At 44.2% G+C, this 24,991-nt stretch carries 15 protein-coding genes and 1 other annotated feature; of the genes, 4 read left to right on the top strand and 11 right to left on the bottom strand.

Features of this window, described 5'->3' with window-relative positions; all coding sequences use genetic code 11:
- Positions 1 to 3: 3 nt before the first annotated feature.
- Positions 4 to 2,631, bottom strand: a complete 2,628-nt coding sequence (locus SWOO_RS15105) for a TonB-dependent receptor (protein WP_012325533.1) — start codon at positions 2,629 to 2,631, stop codon at positions 4 to 6.
- Between the two features lie 278 nt (positions 2,632 to 2,909).
- Here SWOO_RS15105 and SWOO_RS15100 point away from each other — a divergent pair, with 278 nt between their 5' ends.
- On the top strand, positions 2,910 to 5,045 hold the full coding sequence (locus tag SWOO_RS15100; RefSeq protein WP_012325532.1) for a winged helix-turn-helix domain-containing protein: 2,136 nt from the start codon (positions 2,910 to 2,912) through the stop codon (positions 5,043 to 5,045).
- A 36-nt stretch (positions 5,046 to 5,081) separates the two neighbouring features.
- Here SWOO_RS15100 and SWOO_RS15095 read toward each other — a convergent pair whose 3' ends face one another.
- The 4 genes from SWOO_RS15095 to SWOO_RS15080 all read right to left on the bottom strand — a co-directional run bounded on the left by SWOO_RS15095 (position 5,082) and on the right by SWOO_RS15080 (position 14,228).
- The gene (locus tag SWOO_RS15095; protein ID WP_229377239.1) at positions 5,082 to 6,386 is read right to left on the bottom strand and encodes a TonB family protein; all 1,305 of its coding nucleotides are present in this window, start codon (positions 6,384 to 6,386) and stop codon (positions 5,082 to 5,084) included.
- 378 nt (positions 6,387 to 6,764) lie between these two features.
- The gene (locus SWOO_RS15090; protein WP_012325530.1) at positions 6,765 to 9,344 is read right to left on the bottom strand and encodes a TonB-dependent receptor; all 2,580 of its coding nucleotides are present in this window, start codon (positions 9,342 to 9,344) and stop codon (positions 6,765 to 6,767) included.
- 583 nt (positions 9,345 to 9,927) lie between these two features.
- Positions 9,928 to 11,799: a sensor domain-containing diguanylate cyclase gene (locus SWOO_RS15085; protein ID WP_012325529.1), complete on the bottom strand. Its 1,872-nt coding sequence runs from the start codon at positions 11,797 to 11,799 to the stop codon at positions 9,928 to 9,930.
- Positions 11,800 to 12,050: 251 nt separating this feature from the next.
- The gene (locus SWOO_RS15080; protein ID WP_012325528.1) at positions 12,051 to 14,228 is read right to left on the bottom strand and encodes a lipoxygenase family protein; all 2,178 of its coding nucleotides are present in this window, start codon (positions 14,226 to 14,228) and stop codon (positions 12,051 to 12,053) included.
- 670 nt (positions 14,229 to 14,898) lie between these two features.
- On the opposite strand from SWOO_RS15080, the gene SWOO_RS15075 reads away from it, so the two are divergent.
- Positions 14,899 to 16,071, top strand: a complete 1,173-nt coding sequence (locus SWOO_RS15075; RefSeq protein ID WP_012325527.1) for an HD-GYP domain-containing protein — start codon at positions 14,899 to 14,901, stop codon at positions 16,069 to 16,071.
- Positions 16,072 to 16,141: 70 nt separating this feature from the next.
- On the opposite strand, the gene trpA is transcribed toward SWOO_RS15075, so the two are convergent.
- From trpA to SWOO_RS15045, 6 genes are all read right to left on the bottom strand, one after another.
- The gene (trpA, locus tag SWOO_RS15070; RefSeq protein ID WP_012325526.1) at positions 16,142 to 16,960 is read right to left on the bottom strand and encodes a tryptophan synthase subunit alpha; all 819 of its coding nucleotides are present in this window, start codon (positions 16,958 to 16,960) and stop codon (positions 16,142 to 16,144) included.
- On the bottom strand, positions 16,953 to 18,176 hold the full coding sequence (gene trpB, locus SWOO_RS15065) for a tryptophan synthase subunit beta (RefSeq protein ID WP_012325525.1): 1,224 nt from the start codon (positions 18,174 to 18,176) through the stop codon (positions 16,953 to 16,955). The genes trpA and trpB overlap by 8 nt, the downstream gene beginning before the upstream one ends.
- Before the next feature lie 98 nt (positions 18,177 to 18,274).
- On the bottom strand, positions 18,275 to 19,720 hold the full coding sequence (gene trpCF, locus SWOO_RS15060; protein WP_049774350.1) for a bifunctional indole-3-glycerol-phosphate synthase TrpC/phosphoribosylanthranilate isomerase TrpF: 1,446 nt from the start codon (positions 19,718 to 19,720) through the stop codon (positions 18,275 to 18,277).
- 1 nt (position 19,721) lies between these two features.
- On the bottom strand, positions 19,722 to 20,777 hold the full coding sequence (gene trpD / locus SWOO_RS15055) for an anthranilate phosphoribosyltransferase (protein ID WP_012325523.1): 1,056 nt from the start codon (positions 20,775 to 20,777) through the stop codon (positions 19,722 to 19,724).
- The gene (locus SWOO_RS15050) at positions 20,774 to 21,379 is read right to left on the bottom strand and encodes an aminodeoxychorismate/anthranilate synthase component II (protein WP_012325522.1); all 606 of its coding nucleotides are present in this window, start codon (positions 21,377 to 21,379) and stop codon (positions 20,774 to 20,776) included. The genes trpD and SWOO_RS15050 overlap by 4 nt, the downstream gene beginning before the upstream one ends.
- Positions 21,376 to 22,935, bottom strand: coding sequence for an anthranilate synthase component 1 (locus tag SWOO_RS15045; RefSeq protein WP_012325521.1), 1,560 nt, complete (start codon positions 22,933 to 22,935; stop codon positions 21,376 to 21,378). Before SWOO_RS15045 ends, SWOO_RS15050 begins: the two co-directional genes overlap by 4 nt.
- A 71-nt stretch (positions 22,936 to 23,006) precedes the next feature.
- Positions 23,007 to 23,115 (bottom strand) — a sequence feature (Trp leader region).
- A 267-nt stretch (positions 23,116 to 23,382) separates the two neighbouring features.
- Between SWOO_RS15045 and rnm the strand changes: the two genes are divergently transcribed.
- Positions 23,383 to 24,246, top strand: coding sequence for an RNase RNM (gene rnm / locus SWOO_RS15040; RefSeq protein ID WP_012325520.1), 864 nt, complete (start codon positions 23,383 to 23,385; stop codon positions 24,244 to 24,246).
- A gap of 74 nt (positions 24,247 to 24,320) precedes the next feature.
- Positions 24,321 to 24,941 (top strand): L-threonylcarbamoyladenylate synthase, encoded by a 621-nt coding sequence (locus SWOO_RS15035; protein ID WP_041418191.1) that lies wholly within the window; start codon positions 24,321 to 24,323, stop codon positions 24,939 to 24,941.
- The last annotated feature ends 50 nt before the right edge of the window (positions 24,942 to 24,991 follow it).

The raw sequence follows: 24,991 nt of genomic DNA, 5'->3' as shown, positions 1-24,991 counted from the left end.
CTCTTAAAAAGAGAATCTTGCGCCAGCATAAAAACGTCTTCCGTTTCTGTAGATACCTACGGGGGCATATTGGTTCCTCTCATAGGTGTAAATAATCTCATCGGTGAGATTAATCCCCTCAAAAACCAGAGAGAGTTGCTCCGTCAGCATAAATGAGAGGTTGAGATCGAGCTGGCCAATATCATCGCTTACCTCCTCACCTATGCCCGTGGCGAAGTCTGTTCTGTAGTTGTAGGAGAGACGAGTGCTCAGCCAGTCATTTTCAAAGTAACTGGTTAAGTTAGCACTATGATCTGAGTGGCCGGGGATCTTGATATGTTCGCCGGTTTCAGAATCTTTACGCTCCCCATCGATGTAGGTGTAGTTAGCGATAATGCCGACTCCATAGATGATCTCCTGCTGCCAGCTGAGCTCGGCGCCTCTAATGGTGCCACCGCTACCATTGATGGGACGGTTGATGATCATCTCAATATTTTCATACTCCTCCTCATAACGTTTGATATCGATGAAGGATTTGACATCTTTGTGGAAGAGGGCAATTGAGAGTAGGGCTGCTTCATCGAAATACCACTCAAGAGCGATATCAAACTTGGTGGCTCTGAAGGGATCCAGATCTGGGTTTCCGCCTGCGCCTTGAGCTTGAGTCACATTATAGTTAGTCGATGGCATTAAATGGTGGTACTCAGGCCTCGACATCACTTTCGATGCAGCGACCCTAAAGACGAGATCTTCTCGCCAGTCCATGGCGATATTGATGCTAGGGAGAATATCTGTATAGCTTTTATCTGAAGTGCTCCAGAGATACTCCAGATTATCAGCATCATCGGAGGGAACTTGTTGGTAGGCTGAGGCCGTTTGCTGGGTATGAACCACACGCACACCTAAGTTACCTCGGTAGCTATCACCTGAAAAATTAACCTTAGTGTAGCCAGCGTAGCTGTTTTCCTTGATATCGAAGCTACTTGGTTTCTCCTCTGTGCGGATAAAGTTGAGGTCGTTATAAGCTGAGTTTAACGCCCCTGTATCTGCATAAGCATAGCGTTTTAGCGTATTTAGTGAGCCTACTCCCTCTAGGTAGTTATCGGGGAAGTTGGCGGGAAAGTCTGCAAGTGTCCAACCTAAGTCGCCAGCAAGGCCTTGATAGCCACCATTGCGGGAGCGGTAACGAATAAAGTCCCGAGTATGACGCTTGTATTTAACACCAAATTTTATGGAGTCGATAAACTCTCTGTCGAGTTGATGCTCAAAATCTATCTGAGCAAACAGCTCATCATCAACTGAGTTGTGTGAGTCTTGCCTCACTTCACTGATGGCCCAAGCATCCCCCTGTAGTGGTGAGGTGGTATATTGAGTTTGAATATCTCTTGCTGTTTGAGTGTTAACGGTAAAATCAGTATTGGCTGACCACTGAGAGGTGAAGTCACCACTGGTGCCACCACTGGCACGGGTATAGCCAATCTGATATTGGCTTTTCCAGTAATCGAACTCATGCTCAACGAGTAGGTGATAGATGCTAGTGTCGATTTTTGATTCGCGCCAAATCGCTTCCATCGCTGTGCTGAAGGGGATGCCACTGGGGTTATCTGTGGGAACTTGGCTGTAGGTGGCTGAGGTTAAAGTGTTATCTTGGATCTGGTAGTCACTAATCTTTCCACCTCTGCCGTAAACCGTACTGGGCTGCCAAAGGAAGTTCTGATTGCTGTTGTTGGCGTCGAGTTGAGAGTAGAGGGTTTCAAATTCGATATTCCAGTCCAGATCTGGCTGATATTGAAGAGATAACATGGCACTTGAGCGTACTCTGTGTTGTTCAAATAACGCGCTTCCGCCGCCTCCAGGGCTCCAAATATCTTGTAGATCGGCGCTCTCTTGTTGGGTTTGAGATAAACGGCCTTGTTGATCTATATTAAAGTTGCGCTCTGCCCAGCCCCAAGATTCGAGCCCATCGCGCCTTAGGTGTCTCTCATGGCGAATGAGTGAGATAAGTGCACCGAAGTTATCATCCTCATTAATCCAGTTATAGAGCAGTGATAGCTGAGGATCGAGCTCTTCAGAGCTTTCGCTGTATTGCATCTGAGCCGTACCCACAAACATATGGTTTTCTGTTTCCAGCGGTTTGCGAGTTTTGATATTAATGGAGCCACCTAAGGAGCCTTCATCATGATCAGCTTCGGGGGCTTTATTCACCTCAAGTGAGCTGACAATCTCCGAGGGCAACATAGTGTAGTTAAACCCTCGGTTAGGCTGGGAGGAGATCCACCAATCTGCCGATGCGATATTCTGGCCATTGATGTAGGTTTGGTTCTGGCTAGGCGCAGTTCCTCTAACACCGACTCTTTCCCCCTCTCCCTGAACTCGTGTCAGTGAGACACCTGTAATACGCTGCAAAGATTCGGCTACGTTCTTGTCGGGGAACTTACCAATATCTTCTGCCGTGATGGCATCGACCACTGAGACACTGGTGCGTTTGGTGTTGATTGACTTGATCACACTGCCTCGGATCCCGCGGATCTGAATCTTCTCAAGCGTGTCAGCATCGCTATGTTCAGAGCCTGCTTGATTGGCATAAGTGATTTGAGTTGTTACAGGGAGTAACAACACAGGGAGTAGATAGCGCAGAGATGAGATGCTCATAGTAATATCCTGATACTACAATTTTAGCCACTGCTTAACTGGGATAAAACCGGTCTAAGGCACCCTGTAATCGTGAGCTAATTAATTAATATTTATAGTTATATTTAATTATTCTTCCCTAAGAGATGGTTTTCCCTTTAACCTCTCTTAGTTGTGCATGCACCAGGCTGTTATATTTATTATTGATATAGCTAATACAGCGACTTAGAATATGCACGCTTACATACTACTCTGTGTTATTGTAATTAACCAATAGTTAACATGCTTTTAGTGCTTAAATGTCGTTAAGTTGTTCCAGTAAAGTAATGGTCAATGAGATTGAGGTCGATTTTGTCGCACTTAAACTCTTGATTGATGGAGAATGGCTCGAGATTGAGGCCAGGCAGCTTGCCCTGCTTAAATTACTGATTAAACACCACGGTGAAGCTGTATCACGTAATTTGATTATGGATGAGATATGGCATGACACTATTGTCAGTGACAACTCTGTCTCTCAAGCCATTACTCAGCTAAGAAAATCCCTTCAAGATGATAAAGGTACTCCTAGGTTTATTCGCACAGTCCCTAGGGTCGGCTATCAGCTAATTGCGACGATTGAAGAGGTTAAGGAGCCTGAGAGTCTTGAAGGGTTAAGCGTGGTTAAACGTACCTCAAAACCGACGACGGCTTTGATTGGTATCGCCTTAGGCATGGTATTGATGTTCGGTCTATTTCAGTTGACTAAACCTAGCCTATCACTGCCCACCTATGAATATGAAACTCGGTTGACCTCTGTTCCTGGTCCAGAGGGATTTTTGCGTTACTCTCCCGATGGACGCTATCTGGCCTTTAGTCAGATCTCAGACAATCGCAGTCAGATGGATCTGGTTGTCTATGACTCACAAACAGAGACTATCCATTCGATTAAAAGTACAGGGTACAGCGAAGAAGCTCCTGAATGGTCTCCAGATAGTCAGTGGCTTATCTATTATCGTCATGATCCCCTCAGTTGTGATATCCGCATTATGTCAGTCTCTACCCCAGTAGAGACCTGGCGATTGAGTCCAGATAGGCACTTGGGAGATTGTGAACCAGGCTATAGCAGGCAAAAGATGCATTGGGTATCTAGTGACACTCTGTATCGCCGCAGGTGGCGAGATAATCAAGCCATATTGACTAAGATCAGTCTGTCAAATGATGACTCGCCTCAGATAGTTCAGCAGCGAGATCTCCCAGAGTTCTCTCCTCTGCTGATGGATATTGATAAAGAGAGCTTGTTGATGTTGTTGGTTGAAAAACGCCAAAAGTGGTTTGAACTCAGATTAGTTGACCTTGCTAATTTGACCAGTGAAGTCATTGATCGCAGTGAGCAAGATTACTGGGGGCTTAAGTGGCATAACGTTAATGAAAGCTTTTGGCTAGGTAATAATAGCTTACGCTTAATGTCACTCGATGGTGAAAGCGAAGTGGTGCATGATCCGATAGGCTTTATTCCCGATATCGACGTGAATCGAGTGACCCAGCAACTGGCTTACTCTGAAGGGCAGGTTAATGTGAACCTGTATAATATCGACCTTCATCATCAATCGAACAGTGGTGAGGTGAAAAGCCGACAGGTCTCCTCATCAGCTCGCACAGATATATTACCTACCATGTCAAAAGAGGGAGATCAGATGGCGTTTGTCTCCTTTCAGCGTGGCGCTGCCGATGGGCTGAGTCATGTTGAGATCTGGTTAAAGCATAAACATAAAAAAGCGGCCAGCTTACTCACAAATCTTGCAGAAAACATCAAGCCTGATTACCTATTATGGTCACCAAATGGAGAGAATATCCTCTTAGGTGACACAGAAGATAAACTCTACTTAATTAATACCTTTAGTCGACATATGGTGCCAATTGTTTCTGGTTATGAACAGCTTGATGCTGTGGTGTGGTCAGCAGATGGTAAACGTATCCATTTCTCTGCATTGGATGAAGGCGAGTGGCAGCCCTGGATGTATGATCTTCAGCTAGGGACATCAACACCAGTGGAGGAGACAGGCCAAGAGAAGGGGAAGTTGCAGGATGTGTCGATGAAAAATCTCAACCCCTCTTTTATCAATTATTCGGCTCGCATTGCTGATTTCTTGTCACTTAAACTTGCTCCAGAGCTTGGGCTTTATGATCTTCAGCCCTCCTTAAGCTTGTATCGTCCAGCTATCACAGAGCAGGGGATCTATTATGTGGTGAGGCAAGGCTTGTTACTTAAGCTCTATTATTATGAATTTGATACTAACCATAACCGCTTGATAAGTCATATTGGTAACCATGAGCAGGATTTTGCTTTGACCTTAAGTGTTAGTGCATCGGATGATGGCAAACGGGTGGTTTACTCTAAAGTTGAAAATGTTGAAACAGATATCCTGCTACAGAGGAAGATGGAGCTAGATAAATAAAGCTGAAAAAGAAAATAAACGATGTTAAAGACAGGATTAGTTTAAGCTTTGAAGGTATTGACTGATCTCTTGTGTGTACCAGCCTCTATCTTTTGCCTCCTTTAAGGCTTGTTGTGCTTTTTTTACCGCCAGAGCGTGTTGCCCTTGATGCTTAAAGATTTTTGCTTGAGCCAAGAGAAGATCTGGGTGAGAGTCATCCTGTTTCAAACCTAATTTAAGGTAGTGCAGAGAGCTGGTAAAATCTTTAGCATCAATACCTTGATTGACCAGATCTCGGATAGCTCTGAAGTGACCATTGTCGGCGGCAGCTTTCATCCATCGCTGGGACTTTTCCTGATCAAACTCTACATGCTGCCTATCTAAAAGTTCTCTAGCCAGTCGATATTGAGCATGAATAAATCCCCCTTGAGCCGCAAGCAAGATCCAATTTAATCCTTTTTGGCGACTTGCTTGTGTATATTCCCCACGTAATAGACTGGAACCTAAACGATATTGTGAGTTGGAGTAACCATTACTGGCAGAGGAGAGCAGGAGTTGAGAGCCTGCATTGTCATCACTCCAATGAAACTTGAGCAGGCGTGTCGCATTGTGCTCATCGGCTATCATCCAATTAGCAATATAGTACTGTACAATGGCATTGCCTTGTTCTGCACTGTCAATTAACTGGTTAATTTTCTTCTGGTATTCACGCTTTTGACTGGCAAAGCTCTCTTGGTAGCGCTTGCCTTTAAATGTGGTGAAGTGATAGATGAGTGAACGGTTACGGTAAATTTGAGCCTTGCCATTAACCATATAGGGCTCGTAGCGCCAGCGGCGAACTGCGTTATAGATGGCACGGTTAAAGGTGTTGTCGGGGAAGGAGTCTAAAATCTCAACATCTTTGACAGCTCCTGATTGGTCAATATCAAAATCTAGCCAGACCCAGCCCTCTTGACCTTGCTCATAGGCCTCTTGGGGATATTTCGCATCTAAGGTATAGGTTCGCTTAGGCTGTTTATCATCATTATATTGAATGGGACTGAAGATGGGTTGCAGATCACGACTGAATATAGTGTAGCTAAATTTTTGATTTAATAGCTGGTAATCTCTATCAAGTCCCTCTTGGTCATCGACCTCTACCTCAATCAATCTAGCTGCAGAGCGTGCTTCGTCGACACCAAAGTCTGCAGCAAGTAGAAACCAGGAGTGAGCTGAGGTTAGGTTTTTTTCGACCCCTTGGCCATGAAGGTACATTACGCCTATGTTAAAGATGGCATCACGGTTACCCAGTTGGGCCAGTCGGTGGAACTCTTGATAGGAGGAGAGATAGTTACCTTTATTGTACTCAAGTGTTGCCGACAACAAGTCCGCTCTGGAGTTTGAGGAGAATACCAGCGATAAAAAAATGATAATTGAAAGGTAAAATTTCATCATCGTCGTAAGGTTATCGGCTATTCGTTGGTGCCATTGAGGTTTGGACCTGTTAATTACTGTTATAGCTCTAAGAACCTTAACAAAATAGTTGCTTTCTGTTTACTATTCTACTGTGTTTAATTAGTGAATGCTTGATTAATTTTTAGCAAAACGAGAGGTTTTCTAGGTTTAATGGTTAGCTTAGAAAAAAAACCACGAGTTTTAGACATGACCCTAAAACTCGTGTAACCAAGGAGATGGAAAGGGAGGTCCATTCCTTGGGGAGAGATTCCCCCTTGAAACAACTAAGGAGGATAAAAGTCGCAACTAGAAATTAAAACGTACTCCTGTGACAAATCGTCTGCCATCTGCGTAGAGGCCGGTTAGTGCTTGGTCTACCCCCTCTTGTTGATAGCTGAATGTTTGTTCGTCTGTTAAGTTAATGGCTTCAAGCACAATGGTGATATTGTCAGTAACTTGATAGCTAATGTTGGCATCGAGTTGACCGTAGTCATCGATGTAACCTGGCCATCCTAAACCTGTGTCGTAGCCTGTGCGGTAGTTGTATGAGATCCGGCCACTGAAGTCCTCATTTTCATAATATGAGCTTAAGTTCACTGTATGCTCTGAGTTACCAGGTATAGTGACATCATTGCCTTCACCGTCTTTTGCTTCACCATCAACAAAGGTGTAGTTTGCTGAGATACCAAAGTTCTCAAATAACTCCTGCTGATAGCCTAGCTCTAGCCCCATGATGGTTCCGCCGTTTCCATTAATGGGGCGATTGACTAAGATCTCAGTGTTTTCATGGATCTCTAGATTGCCTTTTTGTTCAATAAAGGATTGGATATCTTTGTGAAATAACATGGCAGAGAAGATACCCGCTTCATTGAAGTACCACTCAACACCAAGGTCAAACTGAGTCGCTAGATATGGGTCGATATCTGGGTTACCGCCTGTACCCGTTTGGGTTTCTAGGTTATAGGAGGTTGATGAGGTCATATCCACATAATTTGGACGCGACATGACGCGCGATGCACTCATTCTTAAGATAACATCGTCATCAAGGTCAACGGCTAAGTTTAGGCTTGGCAGAATTTCCAAGTAATCTTTATCTGTTGTTGTCCAAACTCCTTGTCCCTCTTCACCGACAAACGCTGAGGAAGACTGGTTGGTTTGCACGATACGCACACCTATATTGCCTCGAAGGTATTCCACATCGATATCGGCTTTAACGTAAGCGGCGTAGATTTTCTCACCTATGTCGAAGGTACTTGCCTCTAAGGTTCGATAGTTCCAACCTAGTGCATCGCCTTCGCTACGTACCTTGTCAGAATCTGTAATGGCGTAGTCTTTTAAGGTGCCGCTTGAACCTTGATGTTCAAGGAAGTCTGATGGCATAGGCAGGGAGTAATCTGCAAGGTTCCATCCAAGATCTGTACGGTTATCCGTGGTTTGTTTCGTGTTGAAACGGGAGTGATCGCGATATTTTGCACCAAACTTTATTTTGCTAAAGATAGCCAGATCGATATCTCGTTCAAAGTCGGCTTGAATATAGAACTCGTCATCTTTGGCGTCATTTCTATCATAGCGCAGGAAGTTAAGATCCCATTTACTGCCATCGGCAGGGTTGGCACCATAGTGGGTTTTAACATCTCGTGCAGAGGAGGCGTCGAAACTGTGTACATAGTTACCGCCCCAACCAACGCTTCGGTCTGCTTGAGAGCCACCTGTGCCTTCGGTGTAGCCTAAATGGACACTTGAGCTCCAGAGATCGCCAATATGATCGATTTTAAAATCATAGGACTTGGTTTTAAGTTTAGAGTTTCTGACCTTAGTTTCATCTAAGATATTATCACCTGTAGGTGACAACCCTATGGTGCCGCCGGTGAGCATGGTTCCCACTTCTGGATGCTCGATGAGATCGACAGAGGTGTATTGAGAGTCACCGTAACCAGGTAACCAGAGGAAGTTTTGGTTTTCATTATCAGCTTGGAGGGTCGAATCTAATGCATTAAATGTCATGTCTAAGTTCGACGTTGGGCGATATTGCAGGCTGAGATTGATACCCGTACGGACACGCTCTTGCTGGAACATAGCCGAGCCACCGCCCCCTGGGCTGTAGACATCTTTATATACTGTACCATCTTCGAGAGTGATATCTCTGTCGGTCCAACTCCATGATTCAATCCCATCGCGTCTTAGGTTACGCTCTTGACGAACCACAGAGATAAGTGCCCCGAAGGTTTCATCATAGTTTTTCCAGCTGTACATACCTGAAAGCTGAGGGTCGGTTTCACCAGATATTTCACTGTATTGCGCTAATGCGGAGCCTGCAAATTTATTGGACTCGAGCTCTAGTGGTTTGCGGGTTCTGACAATGACAGTACCACCAATTGAGCCTTCGTCGATATCCGCTTCTGGCGACTTATAAACCTCTAAACCAGATACGATTTCGGAGGGGAGCATGGTGTAGTTAAAACCACGGTTAGCGGGAGAGTTAGTCCACCAATCCGCAGAGCCAACAGCTTGTCCATTTAATAAAGTTCTGTTTTGACTCTCTGTTGTTCCGCGTATGCTGACACGTTCACCTTCACCAAAGTTACGTGTGATGGAAACACCTGTGACACGTTGAAGTGATTCGGCAACATTTTGATCGGGAAATTTCCCAATATCTTCTGAGGTCACCGCATCGACAACTGAATTAGAATAGCGTTTAGTGTTAAGTGATTTGATCACACTGCCTCGGATCCCGCGAACTTGGATCGTTTCTACTTCATCGGTATCAAGGCTTGGTGTCGTTTCACTTTGTTCAGCCGCAAAACTGAGCATTGGCATCGATACTGCGCCAACAAATAGTGCATGCTTAATTGCTGAATCTAGTAAGCTTCTCTTGTGGATCTTCATTATCTGCTCCATGTTCTTATAATTTTTCTCATATTTACATCTGATTTATCGGTTCATCACTTTGAATGAATCACCGAATTCATACTTGTGAGAGGTCATATTGAACTGGATTTTATGTCTGAAATTATTTTGTCCTAGTAAGGTTGTTAGGACTAAAAACCACTTTGATTTCACACAATCAATCACTGTTTTTATCTTTGTTATTGTTATGTTTGAAACGTGTATTTAATGTTTCAACTTCATATAAGTAAACTTGGATTGAAGAGTCTTGAATCGAAGTGAAAAGTTGTGAAATCGAGTTTATACTTAATCAATTTATTGATATTTAATGATAAAAATATTTTGTTGTTTAAACGTTGAGTTAAAACGAACTCCCCATTTTCACGGTTATTGATTGGTATTAATTCTTGTGGGTTTGGTTTTTAGGGAAGTTTGGTTGATTGAGTGCTTGTACAACTAACACTCGTTTGATGTTTTATCAGCAACTAGGGATTGAAAGTAGTGTGGTGGGACTTTGCTTTAGCTGTAGAGCATCAAGCTTATTAACATTTAGACCGCTTAGCTAAAGCTAAATTTGCCTGCTTTAGACAAGTCTAAGCTGATGATGCTCAAAACAGCTAGAGTTGACACAATTTCGGCCAGACTCTTTTGCTTGATACAGAGCACGATCAGCCTGATTCATTAAGGTATCTAAGTTGTCCATGGGCCCCCATTTTGCGATTCCAATAGAGGTGGTTAGCTTTATCTGTTGTCCCTCATGCTCAATCACAAGCTCCTCGATCGCTTTACGTAACCTTTCAGAGAGGTTGATTGCACCTTGAGGATCTTTATTTTCCATTAAGGCTGCAAACTCCTCTCCCCCTAATCTAGAGACAACATCGATCGTGCGTATGGTTTCTGATAGGGAGTTGGCGACCGCAACAAGCGCCGCATCACCTGCCGAGTGGCCGTAGGTGTCGTTTATCTTCTTGAAATGGTCAATATCTATCATCAACAGGTAAAGGTGAGTTTCTGGCTGGCGGTTGGCCCTTGCTAAAAAGCCATGGGCTGATTCGATAAAAGCTCGGCGGTTAGTTAGCCCGGTTAAGATATCAACTCTAGCCTCGGTTTCCGCTTTCTCTTTTGCTTCGAGTAGCTGCTTTGTTTGCAGCTTAACCTGCTGAGAGAGTTCGTTAGCGTAGTTTTCTAAGTGTTGTCTGTGTGTTAGCTCTATCTTTAATTTTGCGTGCTGCATATCCCTTAATCTGAGTACCATGATGGTCGTCAACAGAAATGCTTCAATAAAGCCACCTAGATAGATGAGCCACTGCAACCAGAAGGAGTCGATTAAGTAGCCTCTTAATCGCAAAGAGGCGGTGAGCATGCCTAAGATGAATACAGCCCAACTAAAGGTGAAAAGACCTGCGTGGGGAACATCCTTTTTCCATGCAAATAGGCCGATTGGCACCAATAAAATATAGAGAAATGCAATGTTATCGATGATCAATCTTGGGTAATAAGGGTAGCCTGATAGGTTAATTATGACGCCAGCTATTGAGACCGCAATTGCCACTAACAGGGCGTTGTCTATCATTTTTGAGATCTGGCGAATATTCAGAAAACATCTGACAAACCAGATTGCCGCTATCTGACTTAAGCTTATCTGAAGTACAACCATCCAGAGTTGGTAGCTTTCTCGGGCGAAAAAGTAGCCCCAAACACCACTTAGAGAAGCAAAAAGAGAGGCGATTGAGAAAGCAAAAATTGAGTAGTAGAGGAACATCTTATCCCGTGAGATAAAGAAGACTAGTAGGGTGGCAAAGCCCATAAAGAGTTCAGTGCATAATAAAATAACGAGGAAGGTCAGCTCGATATGCGTTGCAAGATAGAAGCTGGCTTGATCCCATATCCTCATGGCAGTAAAGCTATGCATAGGGAACTCATCACCAGGGAAAATTCTGACATAGACCTCATGGGATTCGAGATAGGGCAGGCTAAGTTCAAAAGCTGGACGATAAAAACTGACTTCTCGTGCTTCGACAGGTGCTGAAAAAGTAAAGTTAGCGTGGGTGAACTCCTCATCAGAACCTAGTCTTCTATGGTAGACATCTATGCTGCCTACAGAAGCTTCAACATACTCTAAGATAATATTGAAGTTAGTTTGGCTACTGTTTTTTAGGGTGAACTTCATCCAAGAGCTGGCGGAGGTAAAGCCCCGGTTGGTGATATTAGGCTCAGATTTTGTCCAGCTTGAATTTGCGATAACATCACTCAGTGACAGAGCATTACTTTTATCAACGAGGTAGTAGTAATTGTCCCCAGTTGTTTGCCCCTGATGATGTGTCGATATGTCTATTGCGTCCGGTGAGGCGGCATGAAGAGTTGATGTATATAGAAGGCCATAGAGAAAAAACATGATGCCTGTCAATAATACACGCTTTGATATCTGCCGTGAATTAATGGAAATTAGACGCAAGTTTCTCTCCTTGAAACCCAGTTCAACGACATCGCCAAAAAGAGAATTGGCTAATATTCTATTGAGCTTTAAAGTTTCGGATCTATTTTAATCGTATCGAGCTAGTTTAAAGGATTTACCTCCATTAGTAAGTACAAATATCTTACAAATCATTAACTTTGATGTTATCTGTTGTTATTTTAAAAATCGGTGATAGTAAATATTTTTACTGGCACCGATTTGAGATTAACCTTTCGCATGAACTCTTTGAGTTAGATGCTTATGCTATTGGGCACCATAGAAGGTAATTGGAAAGGGTAGGGAAATGGTCTGCTTTTATTACGTTGATGAATAGTGAGCTCAATCTGATTTAGCTTCATCTGAAACTCTGTAACGAGTGGGGAGACTTGAGGGTCTTCAAAATAGGACTTTCTCGGATCGTCACTATAATGGCCTAATTTATCGTACTGAACATTACTCAACAGGTAGCCAAATGTGGCTTGATAAAGAGCGACATCTAAAGGAGGCAGATATTTGAGATAACTCTCCATTGTTAACTCCTCTGAGCGAGTTGGTGCTTTGGCATAGAGGGTACCTGATACGCTTGGAAGATAACTCATCAATGGCCACTGTGCATAATTAACCGATGCATGTTGAGCGCTAGCTGTGTAGATAATTAAAGAGACAGCCTTGACCAGATAGTTAAAATCTTGAATTTGATAGGCCTGCTCACTGTTATCTGTTTTCACCAGCCCTTGCATCCCTTTAATTGAGGCACATCGGCTATTAACCATCTCATTGATCCAGTTTTGCAGCTCGTAATCTTCAGTAACCTTCCTATCTCTTTCCAGCAGTGAGTCTCCTGTGTAATACAGAGCAAGATATTGCTCTACAAAATCCTGAATAGACTCCCACAGGTCTAAAGTATCTTCCCTAAAGGGGAAGCTAGGCAGTGATTGCTCACATACGCCTCTATGTTTAAAAAGAGTGTCAGGAAACTGCTGATCAAAGCGCCACTTTTCATGGGCATCTACAATCAGTTTTGCACTGCTCTCATGGCTGGTGGATAGCACCGAAGCCACAACTCCGCCTGGTACAATTAAGCTATGAATTGCTCCATCATTTATTGGGAGTGTGAATCTGAAGTGAGGTTTAAGCAGTATCATCAAGGGATGCGACTGTGCTAGTTGACGGTTCGCTGCCACTATCATAGGTTCAATTGTTAAATGGCAAGCTCCTAAATGAGCAACGGTTTCATGTTGGATAGCACTGGCATTTTGCACAAAGGCTTTGGCTATTTGCCACTTCACTCCGAGTGGATCTTGATTATTCATGCAATCATTTGGGGTGTAGATGGGCGCTAACTCTTCGTCAAACTTTTGAGCTAGTTGGACACAAACCGGTTGCATTGCTCCAGTAGATGGGTAACCGGCAGGTGGGATCTTGTTCCAGAAAAACAGGGCAATAGGTGCATGGGGGTAACGTTGCTTCTCGTGAAGTTCACTGCCTTTTAGGCCTTCCATCATAGCGTAGTCACAGACGTACAATAACCCCTGATCGGCGGCTTGAGAGAGGGTGAGCTCATTGTTACCTATGACTTGTTGAAACACTGTGTCGGTTATCGGCATCTTTTTCAACAGATCTGCCAATACGATGATCTCAGGGGAGTGGCTATTGCTAAGTTGAACCCCTTTGAGGTTGGTGGTGTTAAATCCCGCTATCTGCATATAACCGAAATACCAATCTTGCTGCCAGATCTCCTGCTCATCATCTCGGGGCATCCAGCTCTGTCTTTTTATGCTGAGTAATTCAGGAGAAGGAAGTGTTTTAAATAGATCGAGGTAGTCCTGTGTGCTTGTTGCCGCTAGGTAGTCTCGATCATCATCGGTAGCAAGCATGTCGTACATGCTGTTTTTTAGAAATGCAGTGAAACCCTCCTTTAGAAATTCCTTAAAAACCTCATCCAGACCTTTGACCATTTTAATGAGATCTTTTGGTAATCTGGCCACTCCTTGAATAGCTGACTCTAGTTCTTTAGGTACTTCGGCCAAGGCATGAATTAATTCGTTTAAATATTCTACTTCATGAATGTACTTTTTTATTGAGCCTTCGCTCATTGCTGCTTTTAACTTGTGATGTGCAACCTCAACTGCTTCGATTGAAGCGCGCATGTTATTAGGCAGATCATCAAAAAGTTCTTTTTCTACTAGGCTGATGATGACAGATTTAAAGTTCTCAGCTAAGGGAAGAAAAACTTGTAAAACCTTATACTCGTAGTTTGGATTAAACTCTTCGCTTTTAGGTACGCTTGCTGCAATAGGAATAGGTTCTAAATAGCTGAACATGTAGTTGTAATCTGTTTTTGAAATTGAAATATCAAATTTTCTTTTTATTTTATCTTGTTCAGAGTTGAATTGCGGTAATGATGGTTGTAATGAGTTATCTCTCATGCGCGTCCCTTTGTTGAGTTGTTACTGGATAAAATTCTTAGATAAACAGATGCTTGTGTTTTTGTTTTATTCATAATGCATAGTAATAATTGACTCGGCTAGTCATTTTCTATGTACATAATAAATGCTCTTACTTTCTCTGTTTTTTGTTAAGTCGATGAGTTTTATATAAAGGTATGTGTCAGCTCTTTATATTAACTGGCTCTGCAGATTGGGGTTTGTGTCTGTTTATTCGCCAATGAAAAGAGAGTTATTCTAAATGTAAGAAAAAGTAATTTTTTGGTTGTTTTTTGACCTTAGTGTTTGTTGGTGACTTAATATCTACAGCTATCAAGTTGAACTTTATTTTATTGCAGCTGATATTTTTCATTATTTTCTGCTGTGATATAGAACAAAGGTGATCTTGCCGTTTAAATAGAGATTAAAAACCATGACAGTTTATTGTTCAATGAAGTGTGTATAGCACCTAACTTTGATCAATATTAGTATCGGCATTTTATTCTTGTGTTAATATGCTGCTGTTTTGTGTCGGTATATTAGCTTCAGGAGCTTTACTAGGGAGGGTGCTGGTCTTTGATTGCTTTGTGAACCATACTTTGAACTTAACGCCTCGAATCATTTTTCGTATCGAGAGTCGGAGGTTCTGCTTTAGGAAATAGGGTTTCAATTTATGATCGTCGAACAAGATATTTCAAATGTTCGTGTTGGCATGTATGTTCTGGACATTACCTATCCGAAAGGAAAATTTCACTTAACCAAGGCCAGTTGGTTAGAGAGTGAAGGCGTTATTGAGAATTTAAGAAGTAAAGGGGTTTTGCGCGTCCTTATTGATACCAGTAAGACAAGAGATGAGCCTTTGTCTGCTCTATCGCTGGTGATTGAAAGCACTGCTCCCTCTTTTACTCAGCAGGTTGAGAAAGCCAGGCAAATTTTTGATGAGTCGAAAAATATTCAGAAAAAGTTATTTCATGCGGCAAAAAATGGATTTTCATTGGATCTAAACTCGGTTAGTAAGGTGACCGATGAATCTATAGAGATCATTTTTAACAATCCAGACGCGCTCTCTTGCGTGCTTAATATACGACATAAAGATGAATATCTTCTAGAACACTCCGTTGCAGTATCTGTGTTGATCACCATGTTTGCTTTTCATATGAAGTTGGAGAGAGAGATTGTCAGTCAGTTAGCCATTGGGGCTTTTCTGCACGATGTGGGTAAGATCATGGTACCTGATGCTATTCTTAATAAGCCTGGAAAGTTGACTGATAATGAGTTCAACATCATGAAAAGTCATGCCACTCACTCTATTAATACGATCAAAAAAACGCCGGGCGTCAGTGCATTAAGTTTGGAAGTTGCAGCTCAGCATCATGAAAAGCTTAATGGTGAGGGCTATCCTAACGGACTGAAGAGTAATGAGATCTCTATCTATGGACGTATGATCTCTATCTGCGACATCTTTGATGCATTGACATCTAGCCGTTGTTATAAAAAAGGCTACTCACAAGTTAAGGCTTTCAGTATCTTAAGGGCGCTAGCCAAAGAGAATCAACTCGATGCTGATTTAGTTGATAATTTCATTCAGTGCCTAGGGGTTTACCCTGTTGGGGCTATTGTTCAGCTTGATTCAAACCGCTTAGCTATCGTTGAGAGTCACAATAAAAAAAACCCAGTTCGCCCAAAAGTTAAAGCCTTCTACCGGCTAGATCCAAAACAGTTTGAGATGGCACAAAATATTGATTTGGCCTCGATGGAGACTGAGCATATTGTTAAGTGCGTAAGAGCCGATGAGTTCGATCTTAATATGGAGCAGATCATCGAGTACTTAGCTCGCGAAGGGTGATGAAACATTAATTGTTCATGCTTCTTAAACAAAAATAGCGCCAAAGGGCGCTATTTTTGTATCTATTAAGCTAAGTAGCAGCCTTCATATTACGGGTAAATTCACCTAACTTAGTGAGAAGCTCTGTTTCATTATCTTTGTTTGCTTCGATGATTTTTACCACCGCAGAGCCTGATATGGCGCCAGCTGCGCCAGCTTGAATCGCTTCTCTCACTTGAGCGGGCTCGGCAATACCGAACCCAAGCAAGGGCGGGGCTGCGTTAAACTCCTTTAGCCTAGCGAGAATATCGTCAATCGGCATACCAGCTTTAGACTCTGTGCCCGTCACTCCTGCACGGGAGAGAAGGTAGGTATATCCTTCACCTTTTTCACTGACCAGCTTTAATGTGTCACTGTCTGCGTTGGGCGGAGCGATAAAGATTGGTGCCACTCCATGGGCTTTAGCTGACGTGATGAAAGGTTCAGCCTCTTCAACAGGTACATCGGCAATCAACACTGAATCAACACCTGCCGCTTGAGCTTTCGCATAAAAATTTTCGATACCATTGGCATAGACCAAGTTTGCGTACAGAAGCAACCCTATGGGTAACTCTGGGTACTTAGCGCGAATTGTACTGAGCATCTCAAAGCATTGACTTGGTGTGGTGCCAGCAGCAAGAGAGCGTAGGTTGGCTCCTTGAATAACCGGGCCATCGGCTAATGGGTCTGAGAAAGGAAAGCCTAACTCTAACGCATCGGCGCCATTTTCAACTAAACAGTCGATAATTTTTAAAGATATTTCGGGGCTAGGGTCGCCTAAGGTGACAAAAGGAACAAATGCCCCCTGGTTTTTTGCCTCAAGTTTGGCAAAGGCTGCCTGATAACGGCCTGCTTGTTTAGATTCAGTCATTGCCACTCTCCTCTTTTTGCTGGCCCGTTTGTGACCTCTCGCGCTCCTCTAAAATATCAGCAACGGTAAAGATATCTTTATCGCCTCGACCCGATAAGTTCACCACCAATATGGTCTCCTGTGTTGCGGCTTTTGCCATTTTGACGGCGTAAGCGAGTGCATGGGCAGACTCTAATGCAGGGATGATCCCCTCACTTCGTGCTAGTAGCTGGAACGCTTCTAATGCTTCATCATCGGTGGCCGACTCATAGGTTGCACGGCCTGTGGCAGCCAAATGGGCATGTTGTGGACCCACTGATGGGAAGTCGAGGCCTGCTGAGATTGAGTAGGACTCCTCAATTTGTCCCTCCCTATCTTGCATCAATGGGGCTTTCATACCGAAGAATATTCCGGTTTTACCATGCTTAAGTGGCGCGCCGTGCATTGGGGTATCAATACCTAAACCTGCAGGTTCAACACCAATTAATTTGACAGACTCTTCATCAATAAAGTCGGCAAACATGCCGATGGCATTAGAACCACCGCCGACGCAGGCGATAACCGCATCAGGTAGACGACCCTCGCGCTCTAGAATCTGCTTCTTCGTTTCAGCACCAATCATTCTCTGAAATTCGCGAACAATCGTCGGGAAAGGGTGTGGTCCTGCTGCGGTTCCCAGTAGATAATGGGCCTTATCATAGCTACCTGACCAGTCGCGCATCGCCTCATTACAGGCATCTTTTAGGGTGGAGGAGCCTGATGTTACTGGGATCACTTCAGCACCCATCAGCTTCATTCTGAACACATTAGGCGATTGGCGCTCAACATCTTTTGCGCCCATGTAAACCTTACATTTTAAGTCAAGAAGCGCACAAGCAAGAGCGGTTGCAACTCCATGTTGACCAGCACCAGTTTCGGCGATGATCTCTTTCTTACCCATACGCTTTGCAAGCAGAGCTTGACCTAATACTTGGTTTGTTTTGTGAGCGCCACCATGAAGGAGATCTTCACGCTTTAGGTAAATTTTCACTAAAGGGTTAGGACTTAAATTACGAGTTAAGGTGAGCGCTGTAGGACGGCCAGCGTAATTTTTTAGCAGATCGTTAAATTCAGTTTTAAATGCTTCATCTTCCTGAGCTTCAACAAATGCTGTTTCAAGTTGCTTGAGTGCTGGCATTAAAATTTGAGGCACATACATGCCGCCATATTCGCCGAAATAGGGGTCGAGCTTAGTCATTTTATATCCTTAAATAGAGCTGCCTTTTTAGGTGCCACTCACGTGAACGAGATAGTGGCGGGCATAAGTCAAAAAAGTGTATGAGTCGTTAGTACTCGTTAATATTCTCTTAGTGCGCTAAATGCAGCGTTTATCTTTGTATGATCTTTTACGCCAGGTGCGCTTTCTAAACCTGAGTTAAAATCTAAGCCATAAAATCCCTGCTTGCTTGCACTTGAGGCAAGTTCAGGGCTTAACCCACCCGCCAGCATCGAAGCTGGTTTATTCGGTAATGACTGTTGCCAATTAAAGGCGATGCCAGTGCCACCAAATTGTATTTCACCAGTTTGCTTACTTTTGCTGTCAAATAGCACGCGATCAACATTGGCGGGGACTTGAATTGTCTGCTGCGCCTTATCGGCATCCACTGCAACGGCTTTCCAGATCACCGCAGGGCAAGCGAGTTCTTTTAAAGCCTGACGTACTTGCTCTATCTCATATTCAGACTCGCTGCCATGAAGTTGAACGGCAAAGAGATCAAGGTCTTTGGCTGTTTCGGCTATCGCCTTGGGCTCTTCGTTGACAAAGACGCCAACGAACTTGATGTTAGGCCCAGTTTCTCTGTGCTGCTTGACTAAGGTTTGGGCTTGTTCTCGGCTCACTGAACGTGGCGATTTAGGGTAGAAGATAAGGCCCGCATAAACGGCACCCGCCTTCGCTACAGCAAGAATATCGTCACTACAAGTTAGGCCGCATACCTTGTTATGGCCTAAAGTAAGGGTGCGACAAGCCAGATCCAGATCGGCTTCTGCCATTAGTGAGCTGCCAACAAGAAAGCCATCGACAAGAGGGCTTAATCGACGTACTTGAGCTTGATTGTAGATACCGGACTCGCTGATCACCACGCGATCGGCTGGGATGTGGGGAGCGAGCTCCTGCGTGGTGCCCAGATCAGTGGATAGATCACGCAGGTTTCGGTTGTTGATACCTATAATCGCAGCATTGAGATCTATGGCGCGCTTGAGTTCGGCTTCATTACTGACCTCAGTTAGCATATCTAAGTTGTACTTTTCAGCTTCAGTCGCCAGCGTGCGGTATTGCTCATCATTGAGTACTGACAGCATCAACAAGATAGCATCGGCGCCTTGATGAGCGGCCAATTTTACCTGATAGCTGTCGACGAAAAAGTCTTTGCAGAGTATCGGCTGCTTAACGCGAGCGCGCACTTTGGGAATGTAATCCATGTCCCCTTGAAAAAACTGCTCATCAGTCAATACCGAAATGCCAGCCGCATAGTGATGATAGATATCGGCTATTGCTTCAACATCAAAATGTTCGCGAATTAATCCCTTGGAAGGGCTGGCTTTCTTACATTCGAAGATAAAACCAGCATTAGGGGCTTTTAAGGCGTCAAATAAGCTTCGGTCTGAGACTTTAGGCGTTAGTTTAGCTTCTGGAAAACGAATTTTAAGGGCCGCGATATGGGCGGCTTTCGTGTCGACTATCTTAGTCAGTACATTACTGGCACTATTTGTGGCTGCTTGATTCACTGTAACTCCTGACATATTAGTTAGTTGCACTGCTTGCGCTGGCGAGCTGCTGAAGTAGTTGATAAGCTCTGCCGCTGGCGATAGTTTCTAATGCCAGTTGAGTGCCCGATTCTACGCTATCGGAAACCCCTGAGATGTAGAGGGCGCAACCGGCATTCGCCGCAACGGCGTGCTGGTGGGCTGCTTGGCCTTTTCCTTGTAAGATTGCGCGGGTGTACTGGGCATTCTCCTCAGGTGTTCCACCCTCTAAATCTGTGAGTTTACTTTGGGGGAGTCCTAACTGCTCAGGTGTTAAGGTGTATTGGGTTATCTCTGCGTTATTGAGCTCACAGACTAAGGTGTCGCCATGTATAGCAACCTCATCGAGCCCACTTCCATGGACTACCATGGCACGTTTCATCCCCAAGGCTTTTAATACTTCAGCAATAGGTTTAACGAGCTCAGGACTATAGACACCAAGAAGGATAAAGTCGGGGTGTGATGGGTTAATCAGCGGTCCGAGTACGTTAAACAGAGTGCGGGTTTTCAATGCTTGACGAACAGGCACTGCATGGCGAACGCCGCCATGATAGTGAGGGGCAAACAGAAAGCAGAGCCCGAGTTCATCTAAGCAATCCCGCGCAGTTTCTGGTGCCATGGTGAGATCGATACCAAACTGTGCTAATAGATCCGAAGAGCCAGATTTGCTTGAGACACTGCGATTACCATGTTTTGCGACATTAGCACCGGACGCCGCGGCGACAAAAGCAGCCGTGGTAGAGATATTAATCGTGTTGTGGCCATCACCACCTGTGCCTACGATATCAACAACGCCTTTTGTTCGGGTTGCTTCGCAAGGCGCAGGAAAGGCTTTCGCTGCGGTGCGAAGGGCGTCGGCGGCGCCAGATATTTCATCTATGCTCTCACCGCGCATCTTCATGGCGACCAACATGCCCGCCATCGCGGTCTCACTCATCTCACCTGCGATGATGCTGCTGAACAGCTGTTTGGCTTCCAATCGAGTTGCTGACTGACCTGAGTAGAGCTTGTCTAATATTGGTTGCAGTTCAGTAGGCTGTTCGGTTTGGCTCATGTATTGGCTCCCTGAGTGCTGTTCATACCGGTTAATTCGTTTAAAGTTTGGGTAAGCAGTTGGCTACCTAATGTGGTGAGAATGGACTCAGGATGAAATTGAAATCCAATCGCTTTATGGCTTTTATGGGAGATGGCCATCGGCATCGCCTCTGTGGTTGCAATCACATCTAAACAGTCAGGCACCTGTGTGGCGACGAGACTGTGATAACGAGCAACGGGAAGAGGTGAGGGCAGATGGCTAAATATGCCTTTTTGTTGATGAAACGTGGGGCTGGCTTTACCGTGAACCACTTGAGCTGCCCGCTCAACTTTTCCGCCGTAGTGCTCAATCATAGCTTGATGCCCTAGACATATCCCCAGCATAGGTACTTTGCCAGCAAGAAGAGCAATTAACGCCATTAGACAACCCGCTTCATGGGGGGCACCTGGTCCTGGTGAGAGAACCAATGCAGCGTTACTTGGCTCATTAAGCAACTTATCGGCAATAAACTTGGCATCAAGATCATTACGGTAGATCACAACTTCATAGCCTAAGCTTCTGAACTGATCGACTAGGTTATAGGTAAACGAGTCGAAATTATCGAGTAGATAGAGCTTCATAGTCCACCTCCCATCTTGATAGCTGATATTACAGCTTGTGCTTTTTGTCTGGTTTCATCGGCTTCTGCTTGCGGGTCTGAGTCAAACACAACGCCCGCGCCAGCTTGAATGTACGCGGTGCCGTCCTTAACAAAGGCGGAGCGAATGACAATACAGGTATCCATATCACCTAAACCGTTAAGGTAGCCGACAGCTCCACCGTAACTGCCTCGGCGGCTCTGTTCTGCACCTCGAATGAGCTGGGCTGCACTGACTTTTGGAGCACCTGTTAATGTACCCATATTCATGCAAGCTTGATAAGCGTGCAGGGCATCGAGATCATCACGAAGCTGACCTGTTACGCGACTGACCAGATGCATGACATGTGAGTATCGGTCCACTTTTAATAGCTCTGCGACTTTTCGTGTCCCACTTTGGCTGATCCGGGCAACATCATTACGGGCTAGATCAACCAGCATTAAGTGCTCTGATAACTCTTTTTTGTCTAACCTCAGCTCAAGTTCAATGCGGCTGTCAAGATCGAAATCAATGCTGCCATCGACTGTTTTGCCTCGTTTGCGTGTACCTGCAATGGGGTATATCTCAACTTGATTAGTGTGGGCTTCATATTTCAGTGCGCTTTCAGGAGAGGCACCAAAAAGGGTGAAGTCCTCACCTCTGAAATAGAACATGTAGGGGCTGGGGTTGGTTAATCTTAAGGCTCGGTAAGCCCCTAAGGTGTTTGGACAGGGAAGGCTAAAGCTACGAGAGGGGACAACTTGAAAAATATCACCGGCAATAATATGAGACTTTAGATCTTGGACTGTCTGTTTAAAGGTATCGTCACTGATGTTGACCTGAGTCTCGGCATCGATGGTAACCAAAGGAGCAATTGGAGCTGTTTGCTCTGCTATAGATTGTAGATTTTGCACTCTTTGGGCTAGCTGCTCTTTCTGTTTAGGTGATGCTGCTATTTCATCAGTGCTAAAGAGATGGGAGACGATGTCAGCATGTTGCTGTTGATGATCGATAAGAATTAAGGTTTCGGCAAGATAAAACAGGTAATCGGGGCAGGTGTTTTCACCTTGAGGTACTTCGGGAAGCGGCTCGACTGTATCGATAAGGTCATAGGCGAGCACTCCGCCTAAAAAGAGATCTTCAAATACTGGCGTTTCGCCAAAACCTATCTCTTTAACTAAGGCCCGCAATCCGTCGAGAGGGGAGCTTGATTTTAGTCTGGCATCCTCATCTAACATCTCACTCTCTTTAACTAAAATGAGAGTAAGAACACCCTCTTTAAGCTCGCTATGAGCATCTGCAAAAAAGCCCTGTATCGGTTTTAGTAACCTGTAGCCGTTATCGGTTAGTGCGGTAAAGGTGAGTTGGTAGCCATCACAACGAATCATCATAGCGCCATGGGTCATCACAATACTCTTGAGGTGATCCTTGCTGTCAATCTCCGCCGATTCGAGCAACATGGTATGTGGCGCATCTTGGGTAAGTTGCTGATATAAGCCAAGAGGGTCGGCATGATAGGTGATCCTCTCCTTACTTGTCGTCACGTGAGCTAGTTTCATCTAATGTCTCGCTTTCTTATCGTCTTTTTATCGGTTACAGAGCGTGATGGAGGTCAAGCTAAAATTAAAGTACAAAAAAGCCCGCAATCTATGCGGGCTTATTGTTGAATCTTGTCTCTTTTACATGAGCACAGAGTTTCACACCACCCGCTAGTTAGGGAAGTGCCACCACCAATTGATGTTTTGTGCTTGAGAAAAAATGTTCATTAGAACCCTTAAGTTAACAGGTGAAAAAAACAGTCATGTAAAAAGAGTGGAGCCCCTTTGGCATCCAGTGGCTATATAAAAACATTTGCGGGTGAAGGATGTCAATTGAATCTTTTATAATTTGCCAAATTGGTAATATTTTAAGTTTATATCTTAGATTTGTAATGAAATTTGAGTAACTTGATTGATGAAAGCAATGTTAATTCCCCTTTTGCTCATAAACTCAAGTAGAATAAGCCTATGACAGAAGAAACTTTATTGGCTGATCTACATAGCCACACAACTGCCTCAGATGGCATGTTGACCCCCTCAGAGTTAGTAGAGAGAGCGATTGGTAATGGGGTAGAGATGTTTGCTATTACCGATCATGATACAACAGCTGGTTTAGCTGAGGCTCATGCCTATAATAATAGTCATGCAACGCCGTTGAGATTAATTAACGGTGTCGAGGTCTCAACCCGTTGGCATAACCATGATATTCATATTGTGGCCTTGAACATTGATCCCGAAGATGGTGAGTTCGACGCCTTCTTAATCAATCAACGTAATCTACGTGAATTAAGAGCAAAAGAGATAGGTGAGAGGCTAGCAAAAGCAGGGATTGAAGGCGCCTATGAAGGTGCTAAATCGATGGCTGGTGATGCTGCATTAAGTCGTGGTCATTATGCTCGCTGGCTTGCTGATAAAGGCTATGCGACCAGCATGGCTAATGTATTTAAAAAATACTTAGCACGAGGTAAGACTGGCTATGTACCCAATAACTGGTCAGATATGGCAACAGCCATTGAAGTTATCCATAAAGCTGGTGGAATTGCTGTTTTAGCCCATCCACATGGCTATAAATTATCGACTAAATGGGTTAAGCGATTGGTACGAGAGTTTAAAGAGTCCGCGGGTGATGCAATGGAAGTTGTGGTCAGTCAGCAGACCGTGGAGACGAGAAGTCAGCTAATCGCCTTAAGTTTACAAAATGAGTTAGCGGCTTCTTTGGGCAGTGATTTTCATTTTCCAGGAAGTTGGACTGAGCTAGGTAAAAGCATGTACCAACCGCCGGGAGTTAATTGGGTGTGGCAGATGGACAGTTGGCCGGCCGCGAGTGCTTAAAGCGCGTTTTCAACGTAAGTTATTAATAATTTCCCATCGGCAGAGCAAGCCAGATGGTGATGGATGGAATCGAGATGAGTCAGTTTTTTTACGTACATGAAGAAAATCCACAAGCCCGTTTGATCAACCAAGCGGTGAACGCAATTAAAAATGGTGGTGTCATTGTCTACCCAACCGATTCGGGTTACGCATTAGGTTGTTTATTGGGTGAGAAAGATGCCATGAGCCGAATTGCCCGAATACGTCAGATAGATAATGATCATAACTTCTCTTTGATGTGCCGTGATCAATCAGAGTTGTCTACCTACGCCAAAGTGGATAATCAGGCGTACCGAGTGCTTAAACATAACACGCCAGGTCCCTACACCTTTATTTTCAAGGCAAGTAAAGAGGTCCCAAAACGTCTGCAAAACCCCAAGAAGAAGACGATTGGAATTAGGGTGCCAGATAATGTGATCGCTTTAGCACTGTTAGAGGCGCTTGATGAGCCATTGATGTCTACCAGTCTTATTCTGCCAGGAGAGGAGTTTACCGAGTCAGACCCCGAGCATATTCGTGATATTTTAGAGCATCAGGTGGACGTGATTATCCATGGCGGATATTTAGGTGAAAAGCCAACGACTGTGATTGATCTCTCTGAGGGAGATATTGAGATTATACGTGAGGGTGCAGGAGATATTAGTTCCTTTGTTTAAACTCTGTGAATTGTTAAATGAACAGGGTATAATCGCGCGCTTTCTTTACG

This window comes from Shewanella woodyi ATCC 51908 (assembly GCF_000019525.1).
GTDB lineage: Bacteria > Pseudomonadota > Gammaproteobacteria > Enterobacterales > Shewanellaceae > Shewanella > Shewanella woodyi.
This window is presented reverse-complemented; position numbering and strand designations above follow the sequence as displayed.

Coding starts and splice junctions, on each gene's coding strand:
- trpCF (WP_049774350.1), bottom strand. CDS start 19,720: ATGTCAGGAGTTACAGTGAATCAAGCAGCCACAAATAGTGCCAGTAAT.
- SWOO_RS15045 (WP_012325521.1), bottom strand. CDS start 22,935: ATGAAACTAGCTCACGTGACGACAAGTAAGGAGAGGATCACCTATCAT.
- trpB (WP_012325525.1), bottom strand. CDS start 18,176: ATGACTAAGCTCGACCCCTATTTCGGCGAATATGGCGGCATGTATGTG.
- SWOO_RS15075 (WP_012325527.1), top strand. CDS start 14,899: ATGATCGTCGAACAAGATATTTCAAATGTTCGTGTTGGCATGTATGTT.
- SWOO_RS15105 (WP_012325533.1), bottom strand. CDS start 2,631: ATGAGCATCTCATCTCTGCGCTATCTACTCCCTGTGTTGTTACTCCCT.
- SWOO_RS15080 (WP_012325528.1), bottom strand. CDS start 14,228: ATGAGAGATAACTCATTACAACCATCATTACCGCAATTCAACTCTGAA.
- rnm (WP_012325520.1), top strand. CDS start 23,383: ATGACAGAAGAAACTTTATTGGCTGATCTACATAGCCACACAACTGCC.
- trpD (WP_012325523.1), bottom strand. CDS start 20,777: ATGAGCCAAACCGAACAGCCTACTGAACTGCAACCAATATTAGACAAG.
- SWOO_RS15035 (WP_041418191.1), top strand. CDS start 24,321: ATGAGTCAGTTTTTTTACGTACATGAAGAAAATCCACAAGCCCGTTTG.
- SWOO_RS15100 (WP_012325532.1), top strand. CDS start 2,910: ATGTCGTTAAGTTGTTCCAGTAAAGTAATGGTCAATGAGATTGAGGTC.
- SWOO_RS15050 (WP_012325522.1), bottom strand. CDS start 21,379: ATGAAGCTCTATCTACTCGATAATTTCGACTCGTTTACCTATAACCTA.
- SWOO_RS15090 (WP_012325530.1), bottom strand. CDS start 9,344: ATGAAGATCCACAAGAGAAGCTTACTAGATTCAGCAATTAAGCATGCA.
- trpA (WP_012325526.1), bottom strand. CDS start 16,960: ATGACTGAATCTAAACAAGCAGGCCGTTATCAGGCAGCCTTTGCCAAA.